Annotated in this window: 24 protein-coding genes, 1 other RNA gene and 1 pseudogene; 2 read left to right on the top strand and 24 right to left on the bottom strand. The window is 52.7% G+C overall.

What is annotated here, in order from left to right:
• Window positions 1–18 precede the first annotated feature (18 nt).
• The 3 genes from QW71_RS22670 to QW71_RS22660 form a co-directional block, all read right to left on the bottom strand.
• Window positions 19–420 (bottom strand): hypothetical protein, encoded by a 402-nt coding sequence (locus QW71_RS22670; RefSeq protein ID WP_047013923.1) that lies wholly within the window; start codon window positions 418–420, stop codon window positions 19–21.
• Between the two features lie 11 nt (window positions 421–431).
• Window positions 432–653 carry a DUF1540 domain-containing protein gene (locus QW71_RS22665; RefSeq protein WP_039304437.1) on the bottom strand — a complete coding sequence of 74 codons (222 nt, stop codon included), beginning with the start codon at window positions 651–653 and terminating at the stop codon, window positions 432–434.
• Window positions 654–833: 180 nt separating this feature from the next.
• Window positions 834–1331: a YpuI family protein gene (locus QW71_RS22660; RefSeq protein ID WP_039304169.1), complete on the bottom strand. Its 498-nt coding sequence runs from the start codon at window positions 1329–1331 to the stop codon at window positions 834–836.
• Window positions 1332–1609: 278 nt separating this feature from the next.
• Here QW71_RS22660 and QW71_RS22655 point away from each other — a divergent pair, with 278 nt between their 5' ends.
• Complete coding sequence (locus tag QW71_RS22655; RefSeq protein ID WP_039304166.1) at window positions 1610–3487, top strand: S8 family peptidase; 1878 nt, start codon at window positions 1610–1612, stop codon at window positions 3485–3487.
• Window positions 3488–3523: 36 nt separating this feature from the next.
• On the opposite strand, the gene QW71_RS22650 is transcribed toward QW71_RS22655, so the two are convergent.
• Complete coding sequence (locus QW71_RS22650; RefSeq protein ID WP_039304163.1) at window positions 3524–4966, bottom strand: PLP-dependent aminotransferase family protein; 1443 nt, start codon at window positions 4964–4966, stop codon at window positions 3524–3526.
• A gap of 95 nt (window positions 4967–5061) precedes the next feature.
• On the opposite strand from QW71_RS22650, the gene QW71_RS22645 reads away from it, so the two are divergent.
• A complete protein-coding gene (locus tag QW71_RS22645; protein ID WP_039304160.1) occupies window positions 5062–6276 on the top strand; it encodes a PLP-dependent aminotransferase family protein in 1215 nt (404 codons plus the stop codon).
• 116 nt (window positions 6277–6392) lie between these two features.
• Here QW71_RS22645 and rnpB read toward each other — a convergent pair.
• From rnpB to QW71_RS40570, 20 genes and pseudogenes are all read right to left on the bottom strand, one after another.
• Window positions 6393–6809: RNase P RNA component class A (rnpB, locus tag QW71_RS38175), an RNA gene on the bottom strand.
• 71 nt (window positions 6810–6880) lie between these two features.
• The gene (locus tag QW71_RS22640; protein ID WP_039304156.1) at window positions 6881–7996 is read right to left on the bottom strand and encodes a Nif3-like dinuclear metal center hexameric protein; all 1116 of its coding nucleotides are present in this window, start codon (window positions 7994–7996) and stop codon (window positions 6881–6883) included.
• Window positions 7972–8751, bottom strand: a complete 780-nt coding sequence (locus QW71_RS22635; RefSeq protein WP_039304152.1) for a class I SAM-dependent methyltransferase — start codon at window positions 8749–8751, stop codon at window positions 7972–7974. The genes QW71_RS22640 and QW71_RS22635 overlap by 25 nt, the downstream gene beginning before the upstream one ends.
• Window positions 8748–9572, bottom strand: a complete 825-nt coding sequence (locus tag QW71_RS22630; RefSeq protein ID WP_039304149.1) for a hypothetical protein — start codon at window positions 9570–9572, stop codon at window positions 8748–8750. The genes QW71_RS22635 and QW71_RS22630 overlap by 4 nt, the downstream gene beginning before the upstream one ends.
• A 159-nt stretch (window positions 9573–9731) precedes the next feature.
• Window positions 9732–10865 carry an RNA polymerase sigma factor RpoD gene (rpoD, locus tag QW71_RS22625; protein ID WP_039304147.1) on the bottom strand — a complete coding sequence of 378 codons (1134 nt, stop codon included), beginning with the start codon at window positions 10863–10865 and terminating at the stop codon, window positions 9732–9734.
• A gap of 40 nt (window positions 10866–10905) precedes the next feature.
• Window positions 10906–12726 (bottom strand): DNA primase, encoded by a 1821-nt coding sequence (gene dnaG / locus QW71_RS22620; RefSeq protein WP_039304434.1) that lies wholly within the window; start codon window positions 12724–12726, stop codon window positions 10906–10908.
• A 39-nt stretch (window positions 12727–12765) separates the two neighbouring features.
• Window positions 12766–13239 (bottom strand): DUF188 domain-containing protein, encoded by a 474-nt coding sequence (locus QW71_RS22615; protein ID WP_039304144.1) that lies wholly within the window; start codon window positions 13237–13239, stop codon window positions 12766–12768.
• 179 nt (window positions 13240–13418) lie between these two features.
• A complete protein-coding gene (gene glyS / locus QW71_RS22610; protein WP_039304141.1) occupies window positions 13419–15500 on the bottom strand; it encodes a glycine--tRNA ligase subunit beta in 2082 nt (693 codons plus the stop codon).
• The gene (gene glyQ / locus QW71_RS22605; protein WP_039304138.1) at window positions 15493–16380 is read right to left on the bottom strand and encodes a glycine--tRNA ligase subunit alpha; all 888 of its coding nucleotides are present in this window, start codon (window positions 16378–16380) and stop codon (window positions 15493–15495) included. Before glyQ ends, glyS begins: the two co-directional genes overlap by 8 nt.
• Before the next feature lie 461 nt (window positions 16381–16841).
• Window positions 16842–17597, bottom strand: coding sequence for a DNA repair protein RecO (gene recO / locus QW71_RS22600; protein ID WP_039304135.1), 756 nt, complete (start codon window positions 17595–17597; stop codon window positions 16842–16844).
• A 36-nt stretch (window positions 17598–17633) separates the two neighbouring features.
• Window positions 17634–17777, bottom strand: a complete 144-nt coding sequence (locus tag QW71_RS41450; RefSeq protein WP_083442676.1) for a YqzL family protein — start codon at window positions 17775–17777, stop codon at window positions 17634–17636.
• 207 nt (window positions 17778–17984) lie between these two features.
• Entirely contained in the window at window positions 17985–18878 is an 894-nt protein-coding gene (gene era, locus QW71_RS22595) for a GTPase Era (RefSeq protein WP_039304132.1), read from the bottom strand.
• A gap of 580 nt (window positions 18879–19458) precedes the next feature.
• Window positions 19459–19878, bottom strand: a complete 420-nt coding sequence (locus QW71_RS22590) for a cytidine deaminase (protein WP_039304130.1) — start codon at window positions 19876–19878, stop codon at window positions 19459–19461.
• 398 nt (window positions 19879–20276) lie between these two features.
• Window positions 20277–20672 carry a diacylglycerol kinase family protein gene (locus tag QW71_RS22585; protein ID WP_039304126.1) on the bottom strand — a complete coding sequence of 132 codons (396 nt, stop codon included), beginning with the start codon at window positions 20670–20672 and terminating at the stop codon, window positions 20277–20279.
• Window positions 20672–21175 (bottom strand): rRNA maturation RNase YbeY, encoded by a 504-nt coding sequence (ybeY, locus tag QW71_RS22580; RefSeq protein ID WP_039304123.1) that lies wholly within the window; start codon window positions 21173–21175, stop codon window positions 20672–20674. The genes QW71_RS22585 and ybeY overlap by 1 nt, the downstream gene beginning before the upstream one ends.
• The gene (locus QW71_RS22575; protein WP_039304120.1) at window positions 21147–23426 is read right to left on the bottom strand and encodes an HD family phosphohydrolase; all 2280 of its coding nucleotides are present in this window, start codon (window positions 23424–23426) and stop codon (window positions 21147–21149) included. Before QW71_RS22575 ends, ybeY begins: the two co-directional genes overlap by 29 nt.
• 17 nt (window positions 23427–23443) lie before the next feature.
• A complete protein-coding gene (locus QW71_RS22570; protein WP_039304117.1) occupies window positions 23444–24415 on the bottom strand; it encodes a PhoH family protein in 972 nt (323 codons plus the stop codon).
• Between the two features lie 15 nt (window positions 24416–24430).
• Window positions 24431–25612 carry a sporulation protein YqfD gene (gene yqfD / locus QW71_RS22565; protein WP_039304114.1) on the bottom strand — a complete coding sequence of 394 codons (1182 nt, stop codon included), beginning with the start codon at window positions 25610–25612 and terminating at the stop codon, window positions 24431–24433.
• Complete coding sequence (gene yqfC / locus QW71_RS22560) at window positions 25609–25902, bottom strand: sporulation protein YqfC (protein WP_039304110.1); 294 nt, start codon at window positions 25900–25902, stop codon at window positions 25609–25611. The genes yqfD and yqfC overlap by 4 nt, the downstream gene beginning before the upstream one ends.
• Window positions 25903–26165: 263 nt before the next feature.
• Window positions 26166–26352 (bottom strand): annotated as a pseudogene (locus QW71_RS40570) (hypothetical protein); the annotation flags it as partial.

Here is a 26352-nt window from a genome sequence, read left to right as displayed (position 1 = left end):
TTCTGCATGCAGCTTACCCTAACGGGCAAAAGGAATTAAGACAAAATAACTTAAGGTAGAGACAATCCCCAGTCCCATGGACCAGGCGCCAGCAGTTTTTTGTCCCCTGGCATAGGCATAATACCCGAGCACTGCAGCAATAGGCCCCATAATAATTGACCAGATAAATAAGGAAACCACACCAAATCCGAGGCCAATAAAACCGATTGTCCGTTCATCGCTTTCCTTTTCGCTGCCGGTTGTACGTTCAGTATCCCTGTTGGCGGTACTGTGGACCTGCACGGGAAGCGGACTGATTTCAGCAGCATATTCCTCGTTATGACTCCTGTCCCGGCGCGGGTAATCCACTCTGCGCGGTCGCAAAATAATCTTCCTGCGTTCCGAACGGTCCACTTTGGGTTCATCATTCTGATTGTCCATAAGGGCCTCCTCTAAGCGTTCGGCTTGAACGTCAGACAACAGGTTGCAGACGAAGTTCCGGCATGGTCATGATGATTATTCGCCGTCAGCTCTTCAGCATATTCTTCCTTGAAATGGCTGCCTACATGCTTGTCAATTTCAATTACAATTTCTTCGGCACGGCACAGGTTCTGTTCTCCCCAATAATGACAGTTGCTCACACTGCATCTCACAAGCGGTTTTGCGTTTGTCATAATGATCACCTCGGCTTTCATTATGTCCTTCCTGCTTCACTGCTATGCGGCCGAATGGTTTCCAGCTGATGAAATGGCGCCTTTCATATGTGCATGCAAATGTGCACGCAAAAAAAAGACCAGGCTGTCATGTTCCTCATGACAAACCCGGTCTTTTACCAGAAACCTGCAGCTCCAGTCTTACACCTGATTCTGCATCCGCTTCTCCGTTAAATAATCATTCTCATAATAAGCCAGATCATCACGCAGCTCTTCATAGACCTTGGTGATCTCCATAATAATGTCGCGCGCCGGACGAACCGGCTTCTTGCGGAAACGGATCGCATCCTGACCTGTGTAGGCGTAGCGCCCATCTTCGGAGTAGCTTTCGTTCTTAGGATAGAAGAAGTTGTTTACTCCAAAATGATATACATTATATAGCGCTTTTTGCGCGAAGACTTCATCGAAAGTGGCGCGGCGCAGAGCAACCCCAAGCTTCTCATAAGACATCTCCGAGAACACCAGCAGATGGCGGAGATCGGACAAGAACCCTTGATAGAAATGCAGTGTTTCTTCATCCTCTTCGGCAACCAGTTGCGGAAGCGCATGCTCGTTTAGGAACAGTTCCATTTTTCCGATTACGGATTTAAGTTTTTCTCTCGTAGATTCACACAATTTCTGCACATTAGCTGCTGACATGGCGATTGCTCCCCCTTATTAGTCCTTGCTTTTGTAGTTACGACATAATCAATTCGGGTAGTTCTCTCTTGATAGTATCACAAAACTTCACCGGTCTCCACCCACCGCAGGTGAGGAGGTCATCCCGGTCCGGCAGACCGGGTACAAGCCCCGGAAAGCGCTTATTTTCTGATATTAACATAAAACCCTGTACGGCGGTATCCTTTTCTCCGATGCATAAAACCGGCCCTCTCTTCTAAACCTAACAGGTATTACAATGCCAGGAAGGAGCGGAAACTATGTCACGAAAAAACTTAACCGTCGCCGGTCTGGTCACTGCTGCGCTGACGGTGGTGCTGCTTACTTTTGCCCTGCGGCCGGAAGACGGCGCCATAAGCGGTACCCTCAGACAAGCCTCTGTGCCGAATCCCTCTCAGGAGAAAACCATCAAGCAAACCGCCCTGGTACAGGATGTGAGTGCTACTGACCGCCTGAACCGCGTGGATGTAAGCAAACATCTTAGAACTATGCTCTCGGATACCCACGGCGCTTCGCCTGAGGATATCTCAGCATATGCCAGGAACTTGCAGCAGGGACACGGTCATATCACCATGCTCATGCTGATTGATTTCCGCACGCAGAAGACAACTACCTATAAATCCTCTCTTCCGGAAGGAACGGACCAGGAGAACAAGCAGCTGCTCAAATACCTGAACACAGCCAAGTCGGCCATCAAGGGGCACCAAGCCTATGAGTCCCCATCGTTTGTAATCGGCAGCAAGAAATATTATTTCGTGGCACAGCGTGACCAGGAAGGCCAGCTCGGCGTCATCGCCCTGATCAATCAGAAGATCCTTGACCGGGTAGCCCAGCACCAGCTGAAGAATCTCCGTCTGATCCCTTATCCGAAGGAAGGCAAGTACCGTGTAGAATCCGTTCATACCGATACTCTGCAGGATATCACAGTCAAGACTGGCCATGACAACGAGAATGCCAGCCACTACTACGAGAACGAGATCGTCGTCCGGTTCCGGAGCGGGCATCCTACAGCAGGCCAGCTCCAGACCATTGCCGCAGATATTCAGTGCAAGGAGCCGCGTAAGCTGGGGTATGCCTATATTTTCCGCTCAGAGAAGATGAACTATTCCCAGCTCAAAACCTACTTCGCTTATAAATGGCACCCGCAATATTCCGAGCCTCACTATATGTATTTAACCAATGATACAGTGAGCGAAAATACAGGAGCCAATGTTATAACACCTAATGATCTGCTGTTCTCCACCTATCAGTGGAATCTGCCGGCCATTGAAACAGAATTGGGCTGGAATCTGTCCAAAGGCAGCAAGGAAGTCGTTGTAGCCGTGGTGGATACCGGAGTTCAGGCGGACCATCCCGATCTGCAGGGCCAGCTGCTGGCCGGATATAATGCGATAACTAACGGTGGAGCGCCGGATGATGATGTCGGGCATGGCACGCATGTCTCAGGCATCATCGGAGCATTGACCAATAATGAGGAAGGTGTGGCCGGCATTAGCTGGTATAACAAGATCCTTCCGGTAAAAGCGCTCGACAACTCCGGGGCTGGCACCACTTATTCCGTTGCCGAAGGCATCATCTGGGCTGCCGACCATGGCGCCAAAGTGATTAATCTCAGCCTGGGCAATTATGCCGACTCACAGTTCCTGCATGATGCCATCAAATATGCCTATGACCGCGACGTTGTCATTGTCTCCGCTTCCGGCAATGACAATACCGAACGGCCGGGCTACCCGGCGGCCTATGAGGAGGTAATTGCCGTCGCCGCAACTAATTCGACCGGAGTGAGAGCGTCTTTCTCCAATTACGGGGATTATATCGATGTAGCTGCACCCGGTGAAAGTATCGCCAGCACCTATCCTGATAATCAGTATGCGGCATTATCCGGCACCTCGATGGCCAGCCCCCATGTGGCAGCGCTCGCCGGGCTGGTACGCTCGCTGAACCCCGGGCTGACCAATAAGGAAGTAACCGAGCTGCTGACCTCAAATGCGGTGGATCTGGGTGATGCCGGACATGATAAATATTATGGCTGGGGTCAGGTAGATATCTACCAGACCCTGCAGGCTGCCGGCGGAGGTCAAGTTCCCCTGCAGTTATTCCCCCAGCATGTCGGCAAACAGCTGAAATCCATGCAATAAGCTAGACGCTTGTCCGCCTGGACTGACGCGGGAAGGCTATTGGCGGATTGAACGCAGATGCCGATCCAGCAGGTGCAGGAACTGTCTGAGCCCGCGCTCCATGTCTTCTTGCGTAAGCTGCGAATAACAGAGCCGGATATGGCGGGAAGGCGTATCTCCGGCATAGCAGACATCTCCGGGCAGGAAGGATATCCCTTCCTGATCAGCCAGCGCATGCAGCTTGTCAATCCCGGGGGATTCGGGCAGCTGCAGCCACAGGTTCAGGCCGCCCTCAGGCAGCGTCCAGCTGACTCCGGCCGGGGCATACTGCTTCAGAAGCATCGCCGCCGCTTCCTTGCGAAGGCGCAGGGCGGTCCGCAGCTTCGCCGCGTAAGCCTCATACCTGCGGTCGATGAACGGCAATACCGCGCGCTGGGTCAGCAGCGGACTGCCCAGGTCACTCGACGACTTGGCCGCAATCAGCCTGGACAGAATATTGCCTTCAGCGGCAACGCAGGCGATCCGGCAGCCGGGGGCGAGCACTTTGCTGAAGCTCTTCATGTAGACTACATGCCCGGCGCCATCCATCGATTTGATCGACGGCGGGGGCGGCTGATGGAAATACAAATCACTGAACGGATCATCCTCCACAATGAGACAGCGGTAACTGCGGGCAAGCTCCAGCAGCCGCTGTCTTCTTGTTATGCTCATCGTAGCGCCGCTGGGATTCTGAAAGGTAGGGTTCGTATAGATGAGCTTCGGCGGTCTGCGGTCACACATTGCAGTAAGCCTGTCCACCCGCATCCCTTGCTCATCCATCGGAACGAAGATCATCTCTGCCCCCCGTCCGGCAAAAACATCAATGGCTCCCGTATAGCTGGGCGCCTCCAGATACACGGTGTCCCCGGGACCGACGAAGGTCCGGGCCACCAGATCGATTCCCTGCTGCGAACCGCTGGTAATCATTAAGTCATCAGGCCCAATCGCTATGCCCCGGCTCTGCAGATGCCTGCACATCACCTCCCGCAGCTCCTGATCCCCCTGGAAATTCCCGTAGGAGGCCATCAGCTCCGGCTCTTCTTGTACCAGAGCCGCCATAGTGGCGCCAATCGGTTCAAGCGGAAGGAGGCTGCTGTGTATCGCTGCCAGATGGAAGGGATACTTCACTTCCGAATAATTGAAGTTGCGCCACAGCTGTGCCCGCGGGAGGTAGTCGTCATAACTGTCCTGCCATCCGGCTGAAGTATCGGGCACATTCCGCTGCCGCTCCGCTACATAACAGCCTTTGCCCTGGCTGCAGATAATATGGCCGCGGGTTTCCAGATCAGCATAAGCCTTGCTGACGGTTACCTGGCTTACTTTCAAGGAGGAGGCCAGACCTCTTACGGAAGGCAGCTTACTCCCCGGCTGGAGCAGTCCGGAAGTGATCCGCTGGGCTATTGTCTCACTGATCTGCTGCGGCAGAGATTTAGTGCCGCTGCGGAGTAAATCAATACGCATCCCGTTTCCCCCTGACTGTTATATTTAGCGCTTTACTGTTATACTGCTATACCGTTATGATACAACAAAATTCAGATTAGCGGGGAGCATGAACCATGAAGATCAATTATGCTGAGATGACGAACCACCTGGGGTCCTCAGCTGTCCGTGACATTCTCAAAATTACGCAGGGCAAAGATATTATCTCGCTGGCAGGCGGCCTGCCTGCTGAGGAGCTGTTCCCTGTAGAGGCTGTCCGCGATGCCTATAGCCGCGTACTCTCCAGTGATGTTTCAGCGCTGCAATACGGCTTAACCGAGGGATACCTTCCGCTGCGTGAAGCGGTCGCTGCAAGATTGGGACAGCAGGGCATTCCGGTGTCCGCACAGGAAATGCTCCTCACCACCGGTTCCCAGCAGGCTATAGATTTGCTCTGCAGAATACTTATTGATCCGGGTGATGCCGTACTGGTGGAAGCCCCGACTTACCTGGCTGCTCTGCAGGTGCTGGGCTCGTACCGCGCAGACATCCGCGTGGTGGACAGCGATGAACAAGGCATGCTGCCTGAGCATCTCGAAGAACAGCTCCGTACGCACCGGCCTAAGCTCCTGTATGCCGTCCCTACGTTCAACAATCCCTCAGGTGCGACCTGGAGCAAAGAACGCCGTGAACAAGTTGTAGGGCTATGCAGGAAATACGGCGTGCTGATATTGGAAGACAATCCGTACGGCGAGATTGCCTTCGATAATACGCCGGGAGCATATCCGCCTGCGCTCGCCGCCATTGACAGAAGTCTGGACGGGGATTCCTGTGTGATCTACACCGGTACGTTCTCCAAAATCGTTGCACCTGGACTGCGCACCGGCTGGATTACCGGGCCCCTGGAACTGATTCGTGTCGTTGCCAAAGCCAAGCAGGCTGCCGATCTGCATTCCAGCGCCATTGATCAGCGCGCTCTGCACGAGCTTCTGCAGAGTTTTGACCTTGAGGGCCATATCCGCCTGATCTCCCGTGAATATCAGTCACGGATGAAGCTGCTCTCGGCTGAGCTCTCCTCGCGGAACTGGGAGGGGGCCAGATTCCTTGAGCCGCGCGGCGGCATGTTCCTGTGGCTGACCCTGCCCGGCCGCATCAATACCGCTGAGCTGCTGCCGCTTGCCGTAGAGCAGGGCGTTGCCTTCGTTCCCGGCGAGGTATTCTACTCCGCCCGGCCGCTGAAGAATGCGATGCGCCTCAACTTCACCCATACGCGGCCGGAGCTGCTGCCGCTTGCGGTGCAGCGGCTGGAGACAGCCATGTCCCGGTATGAGGAGCGTTTGCTTCCTATGTAGCCATCCCACCGGATGTTACCTATAACTGTATACAAAAGGCGGCCCCCCTGAGGAGGCCGCCGTCTTAATGTCTGTAAGTGTATTGAGTTACCGCACAGTGCTTATTCGTTGTCAGTTAGGAAAGTTTGCCGTAAGCCGGGTTCTGTGCTCGTTGTGGTTCAAACGGGAACTACCCTCCCACCATAAGCGACAATCATCTATCTAGGCCATACATTACTGCACAGCTCCAGCGACCAACCTAGACACGCCTCAGGCGAAGGCTGCTTCTCCCGGTTAGGGAAGACGCTGCGTCTCATTAGGTCTTGCTCCAGATGGGGTTTACCAGGAACGAAGTCACCAGCGTTCCTCGGGGTCTCTTACACCTCGGTTCCATCCTTGCCTGTGCTGCCCGAAAGCAGCCATCGGCGGTCCATTTCTGTGGCACTATCCTTCGGCTCGCGCCGACTGGACGTTATCCAGCATCCTGCCTTATGGAGCCCGGACTTTCCTCCCGCGGCGTTCTCACGCACACCGGCGATTGTCTGTCAAACTTTCCGGAACAACATTGTATATTATACAGACTTGCACCAGCGGACACAAGTGTTAATAATTGCAATACAGCCGCTTAGAGGAAATCGAAAGGCTCGGTGTTCAGCTTGGAGGCATGCACCACAGTACTGCACTTATGCTCTGTCAGCTTGCCGGCAAGAAACTCCGCAACTTTCTCCTTCATGATCTTCTCCGCATTGTGCCCCGGGTCGATCAGTGCGATGCCTGCCAGGTGTGCATCCTGCGCCGTATGGTAATCGATATCACCGGTCACCAGCACATCCGCTCCTTTGAAGATAGCACTGCTGTAATACTTGGCACCGGACCCGCCCATCACAGCTGCCCTGCGGATAGGACGGTTCAAATCACCAACGACACGCACATGGTCGACATCCAGACCGCTCTTAACGGTCTCCACGAACTCTCCCAGCGTGGTCGGCTCCTTAAGCTTACCCACTCGACCGAGGCCGAGGCTGCGCCCCTTGAGGTCCATGGAATAGAGATCATAAGCCACCTCTTCATAAGGATGAGCCTTCAGCATAGCCTGCACAACCTTATTACGGATCGGATGCGGCACAATGGTCTCAATGCGGATCTCTTCAGCCCGCTCCAGCTTGCCTTGCTTGCCGATATAAGGGTCTGTCCCTTCCTGCGGAATGAAGGTGCCATAGCCTTCGATGTTGAAGCTGCAATGGCTGTAATTGCCGATCCAGCCAGCACCGGCATTCAGAATCGCATCCAGCACCTTCTGATGGTGATCCTTCGGCACAAATACAACGAGCTTGGACAATTGCTCCGTATGAATATCCTTGATCGGTGCACCGTTCTCAATACCCAGCGCTTCCGCCATCCAGTCGTTCATTCCGCCTTCCGCCACATCCAGATTGGTATGGCTGATATAGACGGCAATGTCGTTTTTGATCAGCTTCTCATACAGCCGGCCCATGGGAGTGTCTGTGAGAATGCCTTTGACCGGCCGGAAAATAATCGCGTGATGGGCGATAATCAGATTGCAGCCTTGGGCAATCGCTTCGTCCACGACACTGTCATTGACATCCAGCGCGACCAGCACGCCGGTAATCTCCTTCTGCAGGCTGCCCAGCTGAAGCCCGACATTATCCCATTCCTCCGCCAGATGCTTCGGGGCAAGCTGCTCCATATATCCAATTACAGTCTGTCCTTTGGCAAACATTCCAGCACCTCCGCTATCCGCTTGATTTGTGCTTTGATCTTGCTGCGCTTCTCTTCTGCCGCCTCCAGCTCTGAACGCGACAGTGAGGCCAGAATTCCTTCCAGCTTGGAGATTTCCCCCCGCCACTTCGCCGTGAACACTTCATTCGGCGCTTGCAGCAGCCAAGGCCCCATCTGCAGGAGCAGGGACTGATCAAGAACCACCCCGCCGCCGGCGAGCGTTTGTTCCCGGTACAGCTGTTCATTCGTCCGGCCAGCTTCAGTGCCTTCAGGGACCGCTGTCAGGATCTCATAAGTTTTACCGTCTTCCTCCAAAATATGCTCCGAGATTAGCACCCAGCCGTTACCAAGCAGCCAGCGGCGCAGAATATCCTCGCCCACATTCGGCTGCAGCGCAAGTGTCTTCACCCCTGCCAGCTTACCCAGTTGCTGGCCGCGTTCAAGAATAGCGGCGATTAGCGATCCGCCCATGCCGGCAATTGTGATGCAGTCTGCTTCCCCCGGGGCTAGCACTTCCAGTCCATCTCCACGCCGTACAGCAATCTGCTTGCTGAGGCCTGCTTCAGCTACGCCTCTGCCTGCTGCTTCATACGGTCCCAGGTTCACTTCCCCGGCAATTGCCGAGGGCACACGCCCGCTCTCAACTGCGGCTACAGGCAGTAAGGCATGATCCGAACCGATATCGGCAAGTCTGCTTCCTTCCGGTACCTGCTCCAGCAGAAGCTGAAGCCGGTCTGATAATTTTACTTTGTTCATGAGGCCACCCACGTTATCCATTTTTTTCTGAAGATGAACAGCAGCGCTAAGCCAACAGCAATCTTCAGTATTAATACAAGCGAAGTCCATTCCGGGAATCCCGATCTGAGCCACAGCGCATCGATTTCCGGCATCAGCCAGAGTGAGACCCCGACGCCCAGGTACACACCCGAGACCCCGTTAACCCGGTGATACAAAAGCCAGCTCAGCCAGATCATCAGCACACAGAGCGGAAGCCAGAGCAGCTCCAGCATGAGAATGGAAGCATCCGGCCGGGCCTGGCCGAAGAATCCGGCATATAGCAGGGCCCAAAAAGCAAAACCGCAAAAATGAAGGAGTCCGATACGCAGAAAAAATCCAAGTACACACCATAGGAGACCGCAGGCTGCAATCAGCAAAGGTCTCCAAAAATCGGGATCCAGATCATGCAGTGCAATTAGCCACAACCCGAACCCGAGGGTTAACACGCTTCCGATTCCCGCCAGTATCAGACTGATCATCTTGTTGCGGTCCAGATAAATAGCCGAATAGCCATAACAAACAATTAATACACAGAGCGCCGTGGCAAGTTGCAAAGGCCAGGGAAAAACGCTAAAATAAAGACTAATCAAGAAAATCAAGGAAATTATTCCAAAACCAAACAGCCATATTTTGATGCTTCCCTGCTGTAGATTCCGCAGCGATACCGGATTACTATCCTTAATTTCTGCTTGATCATCATACAGGTTGGTCAGGAAGTCACAATATTGCTCCGGCAGCAGCTTGCTTCTTCTCCAGTACTGAATTTCTCTTAAAATAGTGTCACGTTTCTCCAAATTCAACGGCTCATCCCTCTTTCCAGATCTTGCCTCCGGCCTGTTACAACCCCCCCCGCAAAGTGGGGCTTTAGCTTCGATGATGACTCAGGTACTTTGCGGGGACCCAGAATATACACAAAGGACCTCCTGCCACCGTGCAGCAGAAGGTCCGGCCCTATACGTCTATTCGAGGAAATCCTTCAACCGCTTACTGCGGCTCGGGTGACGCAGCTTGCGCAGTGCTTTGGCTTCAATCTGGCGGATACGCTCGCGGGTAACGCCGAACACCTTACCCACTTCTTCAAGCGTTCTCGTCCGTCCGTCATCCAGTCCGAAGCGCAGGCGAAGTACATTCTCTTCACGCTCGGTGAGCGTGTCCAGCACATCCTCCAGCTGTTCCTTCAGCAGCTCATATGCCGCTGCATCCGCAGGCGCAAGCGCCTCCTGATCCTCAATGAAATCTCCCAGATGCGAATCATCTTCCTCACCGATTGGTGTTTCCAGTGATACCGGCTCCTGGGCAATCTTCATGATTTCCCGAACCTTCTCAACGGTCAGTTCCATCTCAGCTGCAATCTCTTCCGGCGAAGGCTCACGTCCCAGCTCCTGCAGCAATTGGCGGGAGACCCGGATCAATTTGTTGATGGTCTCCACCATGTGCACGGGAATACGGATAGTCCGTGCCTGGTCGGCAATCGCGCGGGTAATCGCCTGACGAATCCACCAGGTTGCATAGGTACTGAATTTGAAGCCTTTATTGTGGTCAAATTTCTCAACGGCTTTGATCAGACCCATGTTGCCTTCCTGAATCAAATCCAGGAACAGCATGCCGCGTCCGACATAACGTTTGGCGATACTGACTACGAGACGCAGGTTCGCTTCTGCAAGTCTCCGCTTCGCTTCCTCGTCACCATTCTTGATTCTCATTGCCAGTTCCACTTCATCGTCAGCCGATAACAGCGGAACACGCCCGATTTCCTTCAGATACATCCGGACGGGGTCGTTGATCTTGATGCCCGGAGGCAGCGACAGATCGTCGTCGAAGCTGAAATCATCACTGTCTTTGTCCTCATTATCCTCACTTGGCCGGAGGCTGTTGACCTCTTCATCATTCTCATTCACGACTTCGATCCCCAGATCGCTCAGCTGCTCGTAGAATTCCTCCATCTGCTCGGGGTCTTGATCAAACGGCGATAATTTCTCCATAATATCTTTGTAGTTCAATGATGATCTTTTCTTACCATGATCAATAAGCTGATCCTTAACCTGATCCAGAGTAAATTCCGCTTCCAGTTCAGTATGCTGATCGTTCGCCATAATTCGACTCCCTCCTCCCTAGGTACATCCTGTCAATGTCTCATTGTCTCTCTAGGGCTAAAATTTCACTTGCTATTTGTGCTGCACGCAAAAAGTCACCGGATTTTTCCGCCTGAATCATCTCTTCACGCTTGGGTTCTATTTTGCGCTGCAGAGGATACTTCTGCACTTCACGAATACAATCGTCCAGAACCTGGGTATTCCAGTCCGGAGGGGTATCCATCATGGAGATCGCCGTAGCAGTCTTCTCCAGACGGTCATCCTGAAGCGATGATAGAAACCGGCTGATGCCGGGTGGTTTGCCTTGCGCATAATAGGCATATAGATAAGCGGCAATTGCCGCATGATCATCAATATTGAACTCTTCCCCGAGGCGTTCGCCCACATAGGCCGCCGCTTCCGGATCTTGAATCATCAGTGATAAAAGGCGCCGTTCCGCAACATGGTAAGCAGGCAGCAGCGTAGGTGTCTGCACTTGCCCTTTTTTATGCCTACCATTATTCCACCTTTTGTCGTTATTATCCCCTTCGGGAATGTTTTTTTGCATGGACGCCCGAAGTAAATTGCAATCCTGCTTCAAGCTGTCGTAGGACAGCTCCAGCTCGGAGGCGATTTCCCTCAGATATACCTCACGCTCCGTCGAAGAATGGAGTCCGGCAATAATCTCCAGAGCCTCCTTGACATAGGCAATTTTGCCGTCTTCCTCTAGGAGTATATGGTTTTTTTTCAGATATATAAGCTTAAATTTTATGGAGGATACGGCGGAGTCAATCACCTGTTCCCTGAATCTGTCCCCGCCATGCCGGTTGATGAATTCATCGGGGTCCAGGCCGCTCGGGAGCAGCGCAACCTTAACTCTCAGCCCGCTTTCTTCGAGCAGCGGAATGGCCTTGAGTGCGGCAGCTTGTCCCGCCTTATCTCCGTCATAGGAGAGAACAATCTCATCTCCCAGGCTTTTCATCAGCGCCACATGGCCCTCGGTGAGCGATGTACCCATGGTCGCCACCCCGTTATGCACACCTGCATCCCAAGCCGAAATGACATCACCGTATCCCTCGAACAGGACGATTTGCCGCGTTTTGCGGATGGATGCTTTGGCCTGGTGCAAATTGTACAGGATCCGGCTTTTGTTGAATAACCGGCTCTCTGGGGAATTCAGATATTTCGGCTGCCCTTCACCGAATATTCTTCCGGCAAAGGCGATGGTCTTGCCCATGCGGTTAGCAATCGGAAAAATGACCCGGCCGCGGAAACGGTCCAGATAACCCTTGCCTTCCCCCCGGGCAGACAGCAGTCCGCCCTTCTCCATCTCGGCGAGATCAAAGCTCCGTTTCTCCAGAAACTGCAGCAGTGTATCCCAACGGTCCGGCGCATAGCCAATTTGAAACTGGTCAATCATTCTATCGCTGAAACCCCGGGTTCTTAAATAATCCATGGCGGCTGTGCCGTATTCCGTGTTCTTCAGCAGATAATGATAATACTTCGCCGATAAATCATACGCCTGAATCAGCCGGTCCCGCTCTGGATCGGGTGGAGCGAGCGCTCCCCCTCTGCCTTCGGGCACGGGTATATCACTTTCTTCCGCCATTATTCTGACTGCTTCGGGAAAGGATAATCCTTCGATCTCCATCCTGAACTTGATGGCATTTCCACCCATACCGCAGCCAAAGCAATGAAATACTCCCCGGTCAGGGGTGACGGTGAAGGAAGGGGATTTCTCCGAATGGAACGGGCAGAGGCCCCATAAATATTTCCCCTGCTTGGACAAATGGACAACCTTACCGACTGTATCGACAATATCATGCCGCGCCAGCACGCTTTCGATAACCTCTTCCGGAATATTACCGTGTCCGCTAGCCACATTAGCCACCTTCATCTCTTAACAAATAAATATAATTCGCTACAGCTGTACATTCTCCTGCAAAAAAGTTAAAAGTTTTGTCAGTTTATGTTGAAAATAAATTTTTTCCTCTGCGGTAATCGCTTTTGGACCCTTGGAATAGTGGCCTCGCCTGCGCTCTACCGCCCGGGCATGCCTGCCCTCCAGCATAAAATCCATTTTGGAATCCTCATACTCCTGCCCCCGGTTCGAGAGCACCCTGCAGCGTTTGCCCAGCGCCAGCGCCGCAAGCCCATAATCCTGCGTAATTACGACATCTCCCGCAGAAATATGATTGGCGATATACAAATCGGCACTGTCAGCTCCGCGGTCCACCTGGACAACCGTGACACCTTCTTCAGCTTTGAGCACATGATCGTAAGAAGAAACCATCAGCACCGGTATGCCAAAGCTGCGGGCTACGGTATTAATCTCCTGTTTGACCGGACAAGCATCCCCATCAACGACGATCTTTCTTTCCTGGGATCTTACCATGATTCTCACCAAATTCCCGTGTAATATATATACGCTCCGCTTGGCAGAAATCCTTCTTTGTAAAGCATAAATACGGAACGAATGTCAACTTACTCATTGGCACCGTTCCGTATATTTATACCCTAAACCCTCAATCTATACCATAAGTCACAAACATTAGTTGAATTTTCAATCCTTGATTACCACACCAGCTTGCCAAAATCGGCAAATAATCTGGAATCCGCATTAATGCCGGACAAGAGTGCCAGACGGTTAGCGCGAACCGCCTCGTCTTCTGCCATGACCATAACGGAATCGAAGAATCCGGTGACGGCATCCTTCAGCCCCGACAGAATCTGCAGTGCTTCTGCGGCATGCAAGGCAGCCAGAGCTTCGCGGTAAGGATCATGAATACTCTGCCAAGTCTGATACAGCTTCTGTTCGGCTTCTTCTTTGAGCAGAGAAGGGTCGATTACCGTTCCTTCGGCTGCTTTGGCCGCCAGATTGCTGACGCGGGTCAGGGAATCCACAGTGATTTTGAAATCAGCTACGTCTGTTACTGCATTCATAAGCGCAAGACTTCTGCCTACCACGTCAACGATATCATCGAAACCGGCAGCAGTAGCTGCATCCACAACATCATAGCGGACATTGTTGTCGGATAATAGGCGTTTGACGCGCAGACCAAAGAACTCGTAAAGGTTTATACGCAGCTCAGGGGTGAAATGTTTCTCTGAACGTAAACTTTCATGAACTTCCAGCGCTGCAGCAAAAATTTCCTGCAAACTGATGCTGAGCTGATGCTCCAGCACCATCTGTACAATTCCTGCCGCCTGCCGGCGCAGTGCATAAGGGTCCTGGGAACCGGTCGGGATGATCCCAATCGAGAAACAGCCTACAATCGTATCGATTTTATCGGCAAGGCTGACTACCAGACCTGCCACCGTTGAAGGAACGGCATCCCCTGCAAAACGCGGCTGATAGTGCTCGAAGATCGCTTTGGATACATTGTCAGCTTCACCGGCCTTACGGGCATAATCCTCGCCCATCGTACCCTGCAGCTCAGGGAACTCGCCCACCATTTGCGTAACCAGATCAAATTTGCAGATATCCGCAGTCCGGCTGACTTCAGCCGCAGCACTTGCCGGCAGCGCAAGCTTCACTGCCAGGCGGTCGGCAATCGCGCGGATACGGCGTACTTTATCCCCTACGCTGCCCAGTTCTTCGTGATACACGATATTCTCGAGCTTGGCCAGCGCATCGTTAATCTGCAGCTTCTGATCCTCTTCATAAAAGAACTTGGCATCCTGAAGCCGGGCGCGAAGCACCTTCTCGTTCCCCTTGGCGATTACATCCAGCGATACGGCATTCCCGTTACGGACAGTTACGAAGAACGGAAGAAGCTTGCCGCCCTCCCCGAACACCGGGAAGTAACGCTGATGCTCGCGCATGGAAGTAATCAGCACATCCTGCGGAATATTCAGGAAAGCTGGGTCGAATGTTCCGAACAAGACGGTCGGTGTTTCTACCAGGAACAGTACCTCTTCGAGCAGATCTTCCTTGATCGCAATCTTCCAGCTCTTCTCTTCGGCGAGCTTGTTGATTCCGCTGAGGATCAGCTCTTCGCGTTCCTTCACATCTACGAGCACATGCTGGCTGCGCATAGCTTCGACATACAGGGCAGGCTCAGCAATAACTGCTTCCTTCCCAAGGAAACGGTGGCCTCGGCTCACATTGCCGGCTTTGACTCCGGTAATCGTAAGGTTAATAATCTCCTGGCCGAAGAGCGCGACCAACCAGCGGATTGGACGGACAAATTTGAAATCATAAGCGCCCCAGCGCATATTTTTCGGGAAAGTCATGGCATTGACAATACCTGTAAGACCTTCAGAGAGCAGGGAAGCTGTCTCAATCCCGGTGCTGCTCTTGGTGGCATAGATGTATTCTACGCCCGCCAGTTCCTTGAAGGTAAACTGCTCCGGCGCAACGCCCTGGCTGCGGGCAAATCCAAGTGCCGCCTTGCTCCACTCGCCGCTTGCGTCCAGTGCGATTTTGCGGGACGGGCCTTTGACTTCTTCACTCACATCTTCCTGCCGCTCAGCAGCATCCTTCACCAGTACAGCAAGACGGCGCGGTGTTGCATATGCGGTAACGCCATTGTGGCTGATCCGCGAGGCTTCGAGCCATTTGGCTGTTCTATCCTTCAACTGTTCCATGGCGGCGCGGATGAAGCGGGCCGGAATTTCCTCGAGACCGATCTCGAACAAAATGTCTTTAGACAAGGTCAGCACCTTCTTTCTTCAGCAGCGGGAAGCCGAGCTTCTCGCGTTCCTCCAGATATGTTGCCGCTACGGTGCGGGCAAGATTACGCACTCTTGTGATGAAACCCGTACGTTCGGTTACACTGATCGCTCCGCGCGCATCCAGAAGGTTGAAGGTATGCGAGCATTTCAGCACATAGTCATAGGCGGGGAAAACCAAATGGTTCTCCATCGCTCTGCGCGCTTCCTCTTCGTAGGTGTTGAACAGGGTGAACAGCATTTTGACATCGGAAACTTCAAAAGTATACGTGGAATGCTCCACCTCCGGCTGATGGAACACATCACCGTAAGTCATTCCGTCTACCCATTCCAGGTCAAATACATTTTCCTTATCCTGAATGTAGGAGGCAAGACGCTCCATACCGTAAGTAATCTCCACCGCTACCGGGCTGGCTTCAATTCCGCCTACCTGCTGGAAGTAGGTAAATTGCGTGATTTCCATTCCGTCCAGCCACACTTCCCAGCCGAGGCCTGCACAGCCCAGTGACGGATTCTCCCAGTTGTCTTCGACAAACCGCACGTCATGCAGCAGGGGATCTACGCCCAGTGCCTTCAAGCTATCCAGATACAGCTCCTGAATATTGTCCGGGGACGGCTTGATGATGACCTGGAACTGGTGATGCTGGTACAGGCGGTTCGGGTTCTCCCCGTAACGGCCGTCTGACGGACGGCGTGAAGGCTCGACATAAGCGACCTTCCAGGGCTCCGGACCGAGTGACCGCAAAAAGGTCATGGGATTCATTGTGCCCGCCCCTTTTTCCGTATCGTACGGCTGGACGAGAATACAGTTCTGGGCTGCCCAGAACTGCTGCAGTGTCAGAATCATCTGCTGAAAGTTCATACTACCGACTCCTTCGCTTTACAAGTGTGTACTGCCTCTTTACTTATGACTGGCTCTTGCTGCTGCGCGATGGAGGCGGTCACCGGCTTCTTTCTGTATCCCTGCGGCTGGTTATGGAGAGTATAACCTTCATAAGTCCGCCACAAGGCAAAAAAGCTCCCGCCCCCATGCCTGATTAACAGACATAGGGACGAGAGCCTGAATTCTTCTCCCGCGGTTCCACCCTACTTGATTACGCTACGCGAAATCCACTTTTCATTCTGCCGCTTCCGTACTCCCGGGCGCCATGTTCATGAACGTTGTCCTGCCAGGCTTCCACTATCCCCGGCTCGCTGAAGCGACAAATCGACTCATTACTTTCCCGATCACTGCACTCTCTCCATGTCTGGAGCAATCACGGCATTCCTATAAATTGCTGTAAAAAGAAACTGAACTTATAGTAACGGATAATTCGCATTTCGTCAAATATTGTATTTATCAAGCTGATCGAGGAAACTCTGCGATTTCAGCCGGAGCCCTAGCTGCATATCCATAAATGCCCGCATAATGGCCTTAAGCTCTGCGCGTGTCTCAGGCTTCACATCCACATTGCCAAGTCTGGTCAGATCCAGTGCTGCGAATAGACGCAGCAGCTTCAGGGCACGCGGAGAAATCTCCATCGCGGGAGGATCATTATGCCGGCAGCTGCGGCAGATTACACCGCCAAGACGCGGACTGATTCTAAGCTCCTCATCCGGCTTGTTCATGTCGCAGACTACACAGGTATCAAGCTGCGGGCCATAGCCCGCAGCCTGCAGCACTTTCATTTCAAAAACATTTATGATGATGCCGGGCTCTTTGTCTTCTTCAAGTGCATTCAGGCAGGCGCTCAGTTGACGGAACCAAAAGCTTCCCGTCTCTTCATCATGCAATACCCGGTCAAGCAGCTCGCAGGCATAGGATGCATACGCCGCTTTGACAAGATCCTCACGCAGCGGATGATGGGACTTCGTAATCTCCCCGGCATTCAGTGTTCCCAGTCCGCCATTGTTGCGGAAAAACACAAACTCTCCTGTTGTGAACAGCTGGATCAGGGCAGCATGGCGGCTTTTCACCTTCTTCGCGCCCCGTACCAGAACTCCTACTTTACCGGCGTTCTCGGTGCAAAGCGTAATAATGGCGTTCCCTTCGCCGTAGTCCATGCTGCGGATGACGATCCCTTCCACCCTGTATAGCATGCCTCTTCTCCCAACCACTCGGCAAGCAACCAGTCCTTATTGTGCTTCTTCATCAATGACCATCTCTTCCTCCACCGGCAGCGGTCCGCTGCTCTCCGGCGAATCTCCAGCTTCTCTGTACAGCAAATAAGCATCGACATCTCCAGTCATTGCAAAATACTTCCACGAAAAGTTCCGCATTCGTATTCATCCTTTCTTCGGAAACACGATGTCTCTCCAGAAGTAGGATGTACGATAGCCGGGGATCTATCCTTGCAATTCCTGCCAAGTACAAGCGGCTTTGCTGTCCAGTTTAAGGACGGTACCGTTTCAGCGAGAAATATAAGGATAAAGTATAGCGTAAAACATACACTTTCTTATATTTCAATACAGCAGCGGAGGGAAGGTTTATTGGTCTTTGTGGAAGCCCAAATCCCGCAGTACGCGGTCCTGATTGCGCCAGTCTTTTTTCACTTTTACCCATAGTTCCAGGAAAATCTTCGAACCCAGCAGGTTCTCAATATCCGTCCGCGCACGCCGTCCGACTTCCTTCAGCAGGGCACCCTGCTTCCCGATAATAATCCCCTTCTGGGAATCACGCTCCACAAAAATAACCGCAGAAATATGCACTACGCCATTCGGTTCAACGCTCATGTCCTCGATCGCCACCGCAATGGAATGCGGCACCTCTTCGCGGGTCAGATGCAGAATCTTCTCGCGGATCAGCTCCGCACAGACGAACTGCTCCGGGTGATCGGTAATCTGGTCGTCCGGATAATACTGCGGGCCTTCCGGCAGATACTTCTGCACCTGCTCCAGCAGCGTATTGACATTGCTGCCCATTTTGGCAGAAATCGGCACGATCTCGGCGAACTCATGCAGCTTGTTGTATTCAGTAATCATTGGAAGCAGCGCTTCCGGCTCGATCTTGTCAATCTTGTTCATCACGAGAATGACCGGCGTCTTGATGGAGTTCAGCTGTTCCGCGATATACCGGTCACCGCCGCCCATGCCCTCAGAAGCATCCACCAGGAACAACACAGCTTCCACTTCATGCAGGGTGCTCATCGCTGTCTGGTTCATGTAATCGCCCAGCTTCGACTGTCTTTTATGGATACCCGGCGTGTCCAGGAATACGATCTGCGAATTATTGGCTGTATATACCCCGTGAATTTTGTTTCTGGTGGTCTGCGGCTTGTCCGACATAATGGCGATCTTCTGGCCAATCACCTGGTTCATAAGTGTCGATTTGCCTACGTTCGGTCTGCCGATAATGGCGACAAACCCTGATTTGAATTTCATAAAATCCTCCTATTTGTCTTACAACTTGGTCAAAAGCGTTTCGGTCAAAAACGTTTCAAAACATTTCAAAATCCTTCGATCCCCCTAATTCCCCCTTCGCCAAGGGGGACCCCAAGGGCCCCGGCCCTCTGGACACCCGGAACTGGCGTGGGCGCAGCGTTCGGCACGGGGAAAGCGGGGTTGGAGCAGGAGCGCTTACGTTCCCTGCGGGAACACGCTTTACTGCGGCGCGTTGGAGCAGGAGCGCTTACGTTCCCTGCGGGAACACGCTTTACTGCGGCGCGGAAAAGACTGGTTACTTGAACACCTAAACCATACTTGAACCCTCTAAAACAAACTTAATTGTATTTTGTACACTTATTCTGTTTAGAATCAGAGACTCTACAGGTTTAAATGTATTCCATACAACTATTTCCTGATTTAGAGGCTGTTTTCGGACTAACTTGCGAATATAATTGTACTTTTTGCAGTTATATCGAAGTTTAGCGGAGTTAGCGGGATTTTAATTGTACAAAATACAATTAAACTATGATCACAGGCATAATTAAACCCAACTAAATACTTCACCTGTCTTTGCTGCTTACTCCGGAGCCTGGCCCTGCTCCAGGTCCGCAGGACCGAAAGCGCCGGGCAGCAGGTCGCGCACGGTAGTCTCCACGATGTCGCCCTTCAGGTTGCCGAGAATGACCGGCATATCAGGACCGCATAGCTCAACCATCACCTGGCGGCAGACGCCGCAAGGCGATACAGGCCCGTCCGTATCCGCGACTACAGCGATAGCCCGGAAGGTACCCGGCTTATGCCCGTCCGCAATTGCGCGGAACATAGCGGTCCGTTCCCCGCAGTTGGTCGGGCCGTAGGCAGCATTCTCAATATTACAGCCGTGGTGAACATTCCCGTCCTGGTCCAGCAGTGCAGCGCCGACCCCGAAACGGGAATAAGGTATATATGCATTGGCTCTTGCCTTGATCGCTTCCTGAAGAAGTAGAGCTGAATCCATAGTTGTCCTCCTAAAAAGTTTTGTGAGCATATACTGCTTCGATTATTCTCCGTACAAAACTTGCTTCGTAAGCATAACCTTAGTTTTGTGAGCATACACTGCTTCGGCTATTCTCCGTACAAAACTTGCTTCGTAAGCATAACCTTAGTTTTGTGAGCATACACTGCTTCGGCTATTCTCCGTACAAAACTTGCTTCGTAAGCATAACCTTAGTTTTGTGAGCATACACTGCTTCGATTATTCTTCGTATAAAACTTGCTTTATAAGCATGCACCGCATCCATTATTCTTCGTACACTAACCGGCCACCTAAGTATGGCCTGGTATTGTGGTTCTAAGTAAAGATGACGGAGCGCACAAAGCGGATCCGCCTCTCTCTAAGCTGAAGTTGTAAACTGATTATGACATAAGACTTGCGATCCAGTCCATCACGGGATGATAAAAAACATAGATTCCCGTAATAACAGCAAACACCGCCGTAAGCAGTACAGCTCCTGCGGCGGTATCTTTGGCCTTCTTGGCCAAGGGATGAATCTTTGGCGACACCAGGTCAATCGTCGCTTCAATCGCCGTATTCAGCAGCTCGGCGGTCAGCACCAGCGTAATCGCCAGAAGCAGCAGCATCCAGCTTGACAGGGGGAGCCTGAATGCTGCGGCGGCAGCCAGTACAATAACAGCAAGGCCGCTGTGCACTTTCATATTCAGCTCCGACCGGAAAGCCGCGGCAATGCCATGAGCCGCGAAGCGAAAAGAATGCCAGAATTTTTTGTGACCCACCGCCGTGTTCTTGACCATTAGCGTGTCAACCCGACCTGAGCCAGAACATTCTCCTGCTTAGACATCATCTCGGCCTCAGATTCCGGATCCTGATGGTCATATCCCAGCAAATGCAGAAATCCGTGGACGAACAGGAAGCCCAGCTCGCGCTCCAGCGAATGTCCATATTCCAGCGCCTGCTCTTGCGCACGCGTTACGGAGATAATGATATCTCCGAGCACGTTAGGTACTTCCTCCAGTTCCTCGCCCTCACCATCGGGCACAGCATATATAATTTCCGGCTCATCTTCTCCGGTCTCATTCATCGCGAAGGACAGCACGTCCGTTGGACGGTCGATTCCCCGGTACTCCAGGTTCAGCTCATGGATGCGTTCGTTATTAACGAAGGTAAGATCCACTTCACCCTCATCGATCCCTTCAGCGCTGCCCGCTTTCTGCAGAATAATCTCCAGCAGGGCGATCAGATCGCTGTTAATCTCATGCTCTTCCTGTTCATTGCTCCAAACGACGCTCAGGCTCATTTTTGATGGCCCCTTCCTCTTTTTTGGGCTTGCGCACATCCTCGGGGTACTCAATCCGGGAATGGAAAATGCCCATTACAGTCTCTTTAAGTGTCCGTGCAATAATGTCCAGCTCTTTGATGGTCAGGTCGCATTCATCAAACTGATGGTCATCCAACCGGCTTTTGATAATCTTCTCGATCATCGTTTCTACCTGCACAACGGTAGGCTTGCGGAGGGAGCGGACCGCGGCCTCCACACTGTCGGCGATACCGACAACTGCAGATTCCTTCGACTGTGCCTTCGGCCCCGGATAACGGAAATCCTCCTCCGTGAAGTCAGGCTCCACACCCTTCTCCTCCGCAATCTTCAGTGCTTTATGATAAAAATAATGCAGGAATGTCGTGCCGTGATGCTGCTCCGCGATATCGCGGATAGGCTTCGGCAGCTTGTACTCCTTCTGCATCTCCACCCCGTCACGGGCGTGGGCCACAATGATTGATTTGCTCAGCTTCGGCTCAATCGAATCATGCGGGTTCTCCATATTGTTCTGGTTCTCAATGAAATAGAACGGCCGTTTCGTCTTGCCGATATCATGATAATACGAACCCACCCGGCACAGCAGGCCGTCAGCACCGATCGCTTCAGCCGCAGCCTCAGACAGATTCCCGACCATAACACTGTGATGATACGTTCCCGGTGTCTCCGTAAGTAGCTTGCGCAGCAGCGGATGGTTCGGGTTAGATAATTCGACGAGCTTCAGCGCCGACAGGATGCCGAACGTAGCTTCGAAGAATGGCATCAGGCCGATTACCAGCACAGCGGTCAGCAGGCCGCTGGCAAACGCGAACCCGATGGAATACAGCGTCTGCGTCTCATTCCACACACCTCCGCCCAGCATGGTCAGTATAGCAACCGTCAGACAGCCGAACAGGGAGACCATAATGCCGCCCTTCAGTAGGGTAGAGCGCTGTCCTGCCCGGTGAGTGGAGAAAATAGCCACATAACTCACAATAAGCGCAAAGAAGCCAAAGGTGAAATCAAATACGGTGTTCTGCTGCACATTCAGAATAATACTGGCAAGAACACTGAACAGAATGGAACAGAAATAGGCCAAGGTCATATCCAGCAGCATGGAGATCAGCATCGCACCTATCGCCACCGGAGCCAGGAAGCCTATATACGTCCGTACATCCGTCTGCAGGAATGCCGCCAGCTTCATCATAATAATTGTAATTATAAACACCAGCACCAGCATGAGCAGCTGGGAGTTATTATACTTGAAACCGGATGTACCGCCGTTATAGCGGATGAATGTCATCAGGCCAAAAGACAGCAGCACGGAGAGCAGCAGCAGTCCGAATTGCGGCCAATAATTAACTTCTTTGCTCAAGAGGCCGTTCTCGTCCAGAAGAGCATACAGCTCTGGAGTAATCTCCTGGTTCTTGGCGACCAGTACATCCCCCTGCTCAATGAATACATCAGGTGTATTCTGGCGGGCCTGCACCTTCGCTTCCTTGGTGGCTTCCTCATCATAGAATTTGTTGCTGGTAATAACCTGCCGCACCAGCTCCTGCACAACCTCGCGGGCTGTACGCTGGCTCAGCGAACTGATGCTGACCTGCTCAGCCACCTTGGCGCGTGCTGTCTGGGCGTCGGTAATCTGGTCATTCATCAGCTTGATAACAATTTCCCGTGCGACCGGCTTCATTTCAATGATATCCTGCGAGGTCAGCCTCGGGATCTTAATATACGTTTCTTCCGGAATAGCGTACGCCTGGTCTTTGATGACCGACTGCATTTCAGCAAGCAGATGCTCCGAATACGTCCCGGCTTTCTGGCTGACAGCAACAAAATTAAGAATAAAATCGTTCGTACGCTCCGGAATTACTTCACGGTAAATCTCCGTCTTTTCGCTTTGCGAAATCGTATCATCCTGATTCAACCGGTCTATTCTATCCAGCAACATGGTAACGAGATTCTCGGTCCTCATCGGTATAATAGCATACCGGTTGGGCACATTTTCGGCCGCTTCTTCCTGGGCTTTCAGCTTGGCATTGGTGTCCGGAATTTGCTTGGGCGCCGTGATTTCCTTGGCACTGCGTGTACCCTCTTTGATGTCATACTTTTTGGGCAGCAAATCAGAGGACAGGCTGAAGTAGAAAACAAGCCCCAATAACAGGAAAAGAGCATAGCGCGAGACCGCGCTATACTTCCACCCGTTAGTGCTATATACAAATCCGCTTAATTTCGATGGTTGCTTTGAGGCCATGAAGACAATCCCCTTTTTTATTGGAGGTTTTCGGCAGAGCGGTCATAGGCAACGATAATTTTCTGCACCAGGGAATGCCGGACTACGTCCTGTTCTGCAAAATAGACAAAGCCGAGCTCCTCAATACCGGATAATATCGCTTTGGCTTCTATCAGCCCTGACTTCTTGCCGCGCGGCAGATCGATCTGGGTAACATCGCCCGTAATGACCATCTTGGAGCCGAAGCCCAGCCGGGTGAGGAACATTTTCATTTGTTCGGGTGTCGTATTCTGGGCTTCGTCGAGGATAATAAAAGCATCCTCCAGCGTACGCCCGCGCATATAGGCAAGCGGCGCAATCTCGATCAGCCCGCGCTCCAGCGCCTTGGCCACCTGATCAGGACCCATAACGTCGTATAGGGCGTCGTAGAGAGGCCGCAGATACGGATCTACCTTCTCCTGTAAATCACCGGGAAGGAAGCCCAGGTTCTCGCCTGCCTCCACTGCCGGACGCGTCAGCACAATACGCTTGACGGAGCCTTCCTTGAGCGCCGTTACCGCAAGCACAACGGCAAGATAAGTCTTACCTGTTCCCGCCGGCCCGATGCCAAAGACGATATCACGCTTTTTGATGGTTGTCACATAATGTTTCTGGCCAATCGTTTTGACGCGGATGGGTTTACCGCGGAAAGTTGTTGTAATTTCACCTTTGAACAGGTCAAGCAGCTGATCGGCACGGAAATCCTTCGCCAGTTCTACGGCGTACTGCACATCGCGTTCACTTAGTATGTAACCGCCCCGTACAAGGGACAGCAGCACGTTGAACAGCTGGCCCAGCATGTCCACTTCACGCTCTGCGCCGCGTATGGTAACTTCAGCTTCGCGCGAGTCGATAACCGCCGGAATTTCTTTCTCGATAATTTTCAGGAATCCGTCCTGCGGGCCGAACAGGGATTGAGCTTCTCCCGCATTTTGCAAAGATATACGAATGCTTGCAGTCTGTTCTGACAAGTAGCCTCATTCTCCTCAATTGTTTACTATCGGAAGTTCTTCCGCAATTCTCTCTTCCACCTCAAACAGCACTTTCATATAAACTTTACCATTCTCTTTCTTCTCATGCAAAATTTTTTGATTTTTGATGACGCTGTCAGCACCGTAACGCGCGAAAATATCACTCTTGGCCCGCGTCAGACCTTCCTCCCGCGCGGCCTCCGGAGTCAGCATTTCAGCGGTATATTTAATCTCCAGCTCCTTCTCGGTCATCATGCCCAGCGGCAGCTTAAAGGACCGCCAGGACAGCATATCGGGCTCCGTAAGCGTGCGTGACTTCTCAAAGCCGGAATCCCCGTACCCCCACAGCTGCACCGCCCATTTGCCGAGAACGAGATACGTGCGGTCTTTGCGTTCTCCTGTATAGGAACTGCCCGTTCTTTTGAGGGGCACCTCAAGATTATATTCATGCCATACCAGGCCTTTAACATCGCCTTTGGCTACTACAAACTCTCTATTCTCCTCGTCGCCCAGCGTTCCGGAGATGAGGATGTCCCCTTTTTTGACGCGCGAGTTCCGGCTCACCACAGGTCTGCCCTGCTCCGCATAGATTTCGGTGACAACCGCATCCGTCCTGCTGATCAGATGGCGCTGGCTGAGTAGCGGCTTAGTCTCCGGGCGGTCGGCTTCGACAACCTGGATCGTAATGCTCGTCCCCGTCCGGTGAAACCCTGCCCACGTCAGCCCCGGAACAAGGGTGGTCAGCTCCCTGGAGAGCTTGTCCGACTCTTCCATCCGCCAAATCCACTGAAAAGGGTACACCCCCTCCTTGCGAGCGGCTTCGAGAATGTCCTCGGTGGGAATGCGGGTATTCCCTTCAACCTTGATGCTCCACACCATAGAGGACAGCAGCAGCAGCCCGACACCGAAGATCAGCAGTCCTGCGGCAAAAAACTTCCGCTTCCACAAGCGGGCCGCCCGGAAAGGAATTCCGTTACGGGCCGTAACATGCATGCGGCAGCCTGTCTTCTTAAGGAGCGGACGGAGTCTGAAAAAATCATCCAGCAGCAGGTTCAGCGAAGCGCCGTCCCCGGCAGGCCTCACATCCCAGATGACGATGCCTGCTCCGGTTACAGCATTGATAAAGGTCTCCACCTGCGGTCCCGTCACATGCAGTGTAACGAACCCCCGCAGCGATGACAGAGGCGGCTCTTTCATGGATTCTCCCCACTTTCCTTATACCTGATTTCACCGATAATACCTTCAACGGCAAGCTCCTGGCCCAGAATATTGCGGATGACCAGCCCTTCACCGGAAATCTCCAGATATCCCTTGGCCAACGCCAGCCTGAGCTGCTCCGATGAGAAATGCAGCACGCCGCGGTGGTTCTCAATATACAATTCCTTATTGCCGATCAGGGTGATCCGGGGCATCTCCTGCAGCACATCCTGCGGAAGATCCAGTACCCCGTTTGTCCATCCCCGCAGCCTGCGGCCAATACGGGTCATATATAGACGCTCCCCCTTCCTGCCTTCTGTACACCTTATGCGGGAGTGCGTTTTTTTATGAGAAGAACTCACATCATTTGTACCGGAAAGCTCCTTCGGCTCCAACCGCCGGGCAGCGTTAGATGCAGGAGATTCTGCAGGATAAGTCCACGGGATAACACGGCAAAAAGCCCGGATCTGCTCCTCTTAAGGAGCATATTCGAGCTTTCAGGCAGAGCAAAGATATAACCGCAGTGCAGAGTAGCCGCTCTTCTGCCGGGGGTTCAGCCTTCCTTGCGGACAGAGGCATGCGGCTGCCGTGAACGGGGCGGTCCCAGAATCTCCGCCCACACCAGGCCGCTGCGCAGCGCCTCACGGTCCCGCGCCAGCGGATGCTCCCCTATACCTGCCTGAGACGGACTGGCGCCCTCTCCGGCAGTCATTGCGCCTGTGGAAGGCACTGCAGCCGCC

The sequence above is a fragment of the Paenibacillus sp. IHB B 3415 genome (assembly GCF_000802655.2).
GTDB lineage: Bacteria > Bacillota > Bacilli > Paenibacillales > Paenibacillaceae > Paenibacillus_AQ > Paenibacillus_AQ phytohabitans.
This window is presented reverse-complemented; position numbering and strand designations above follow the sequence as displayed.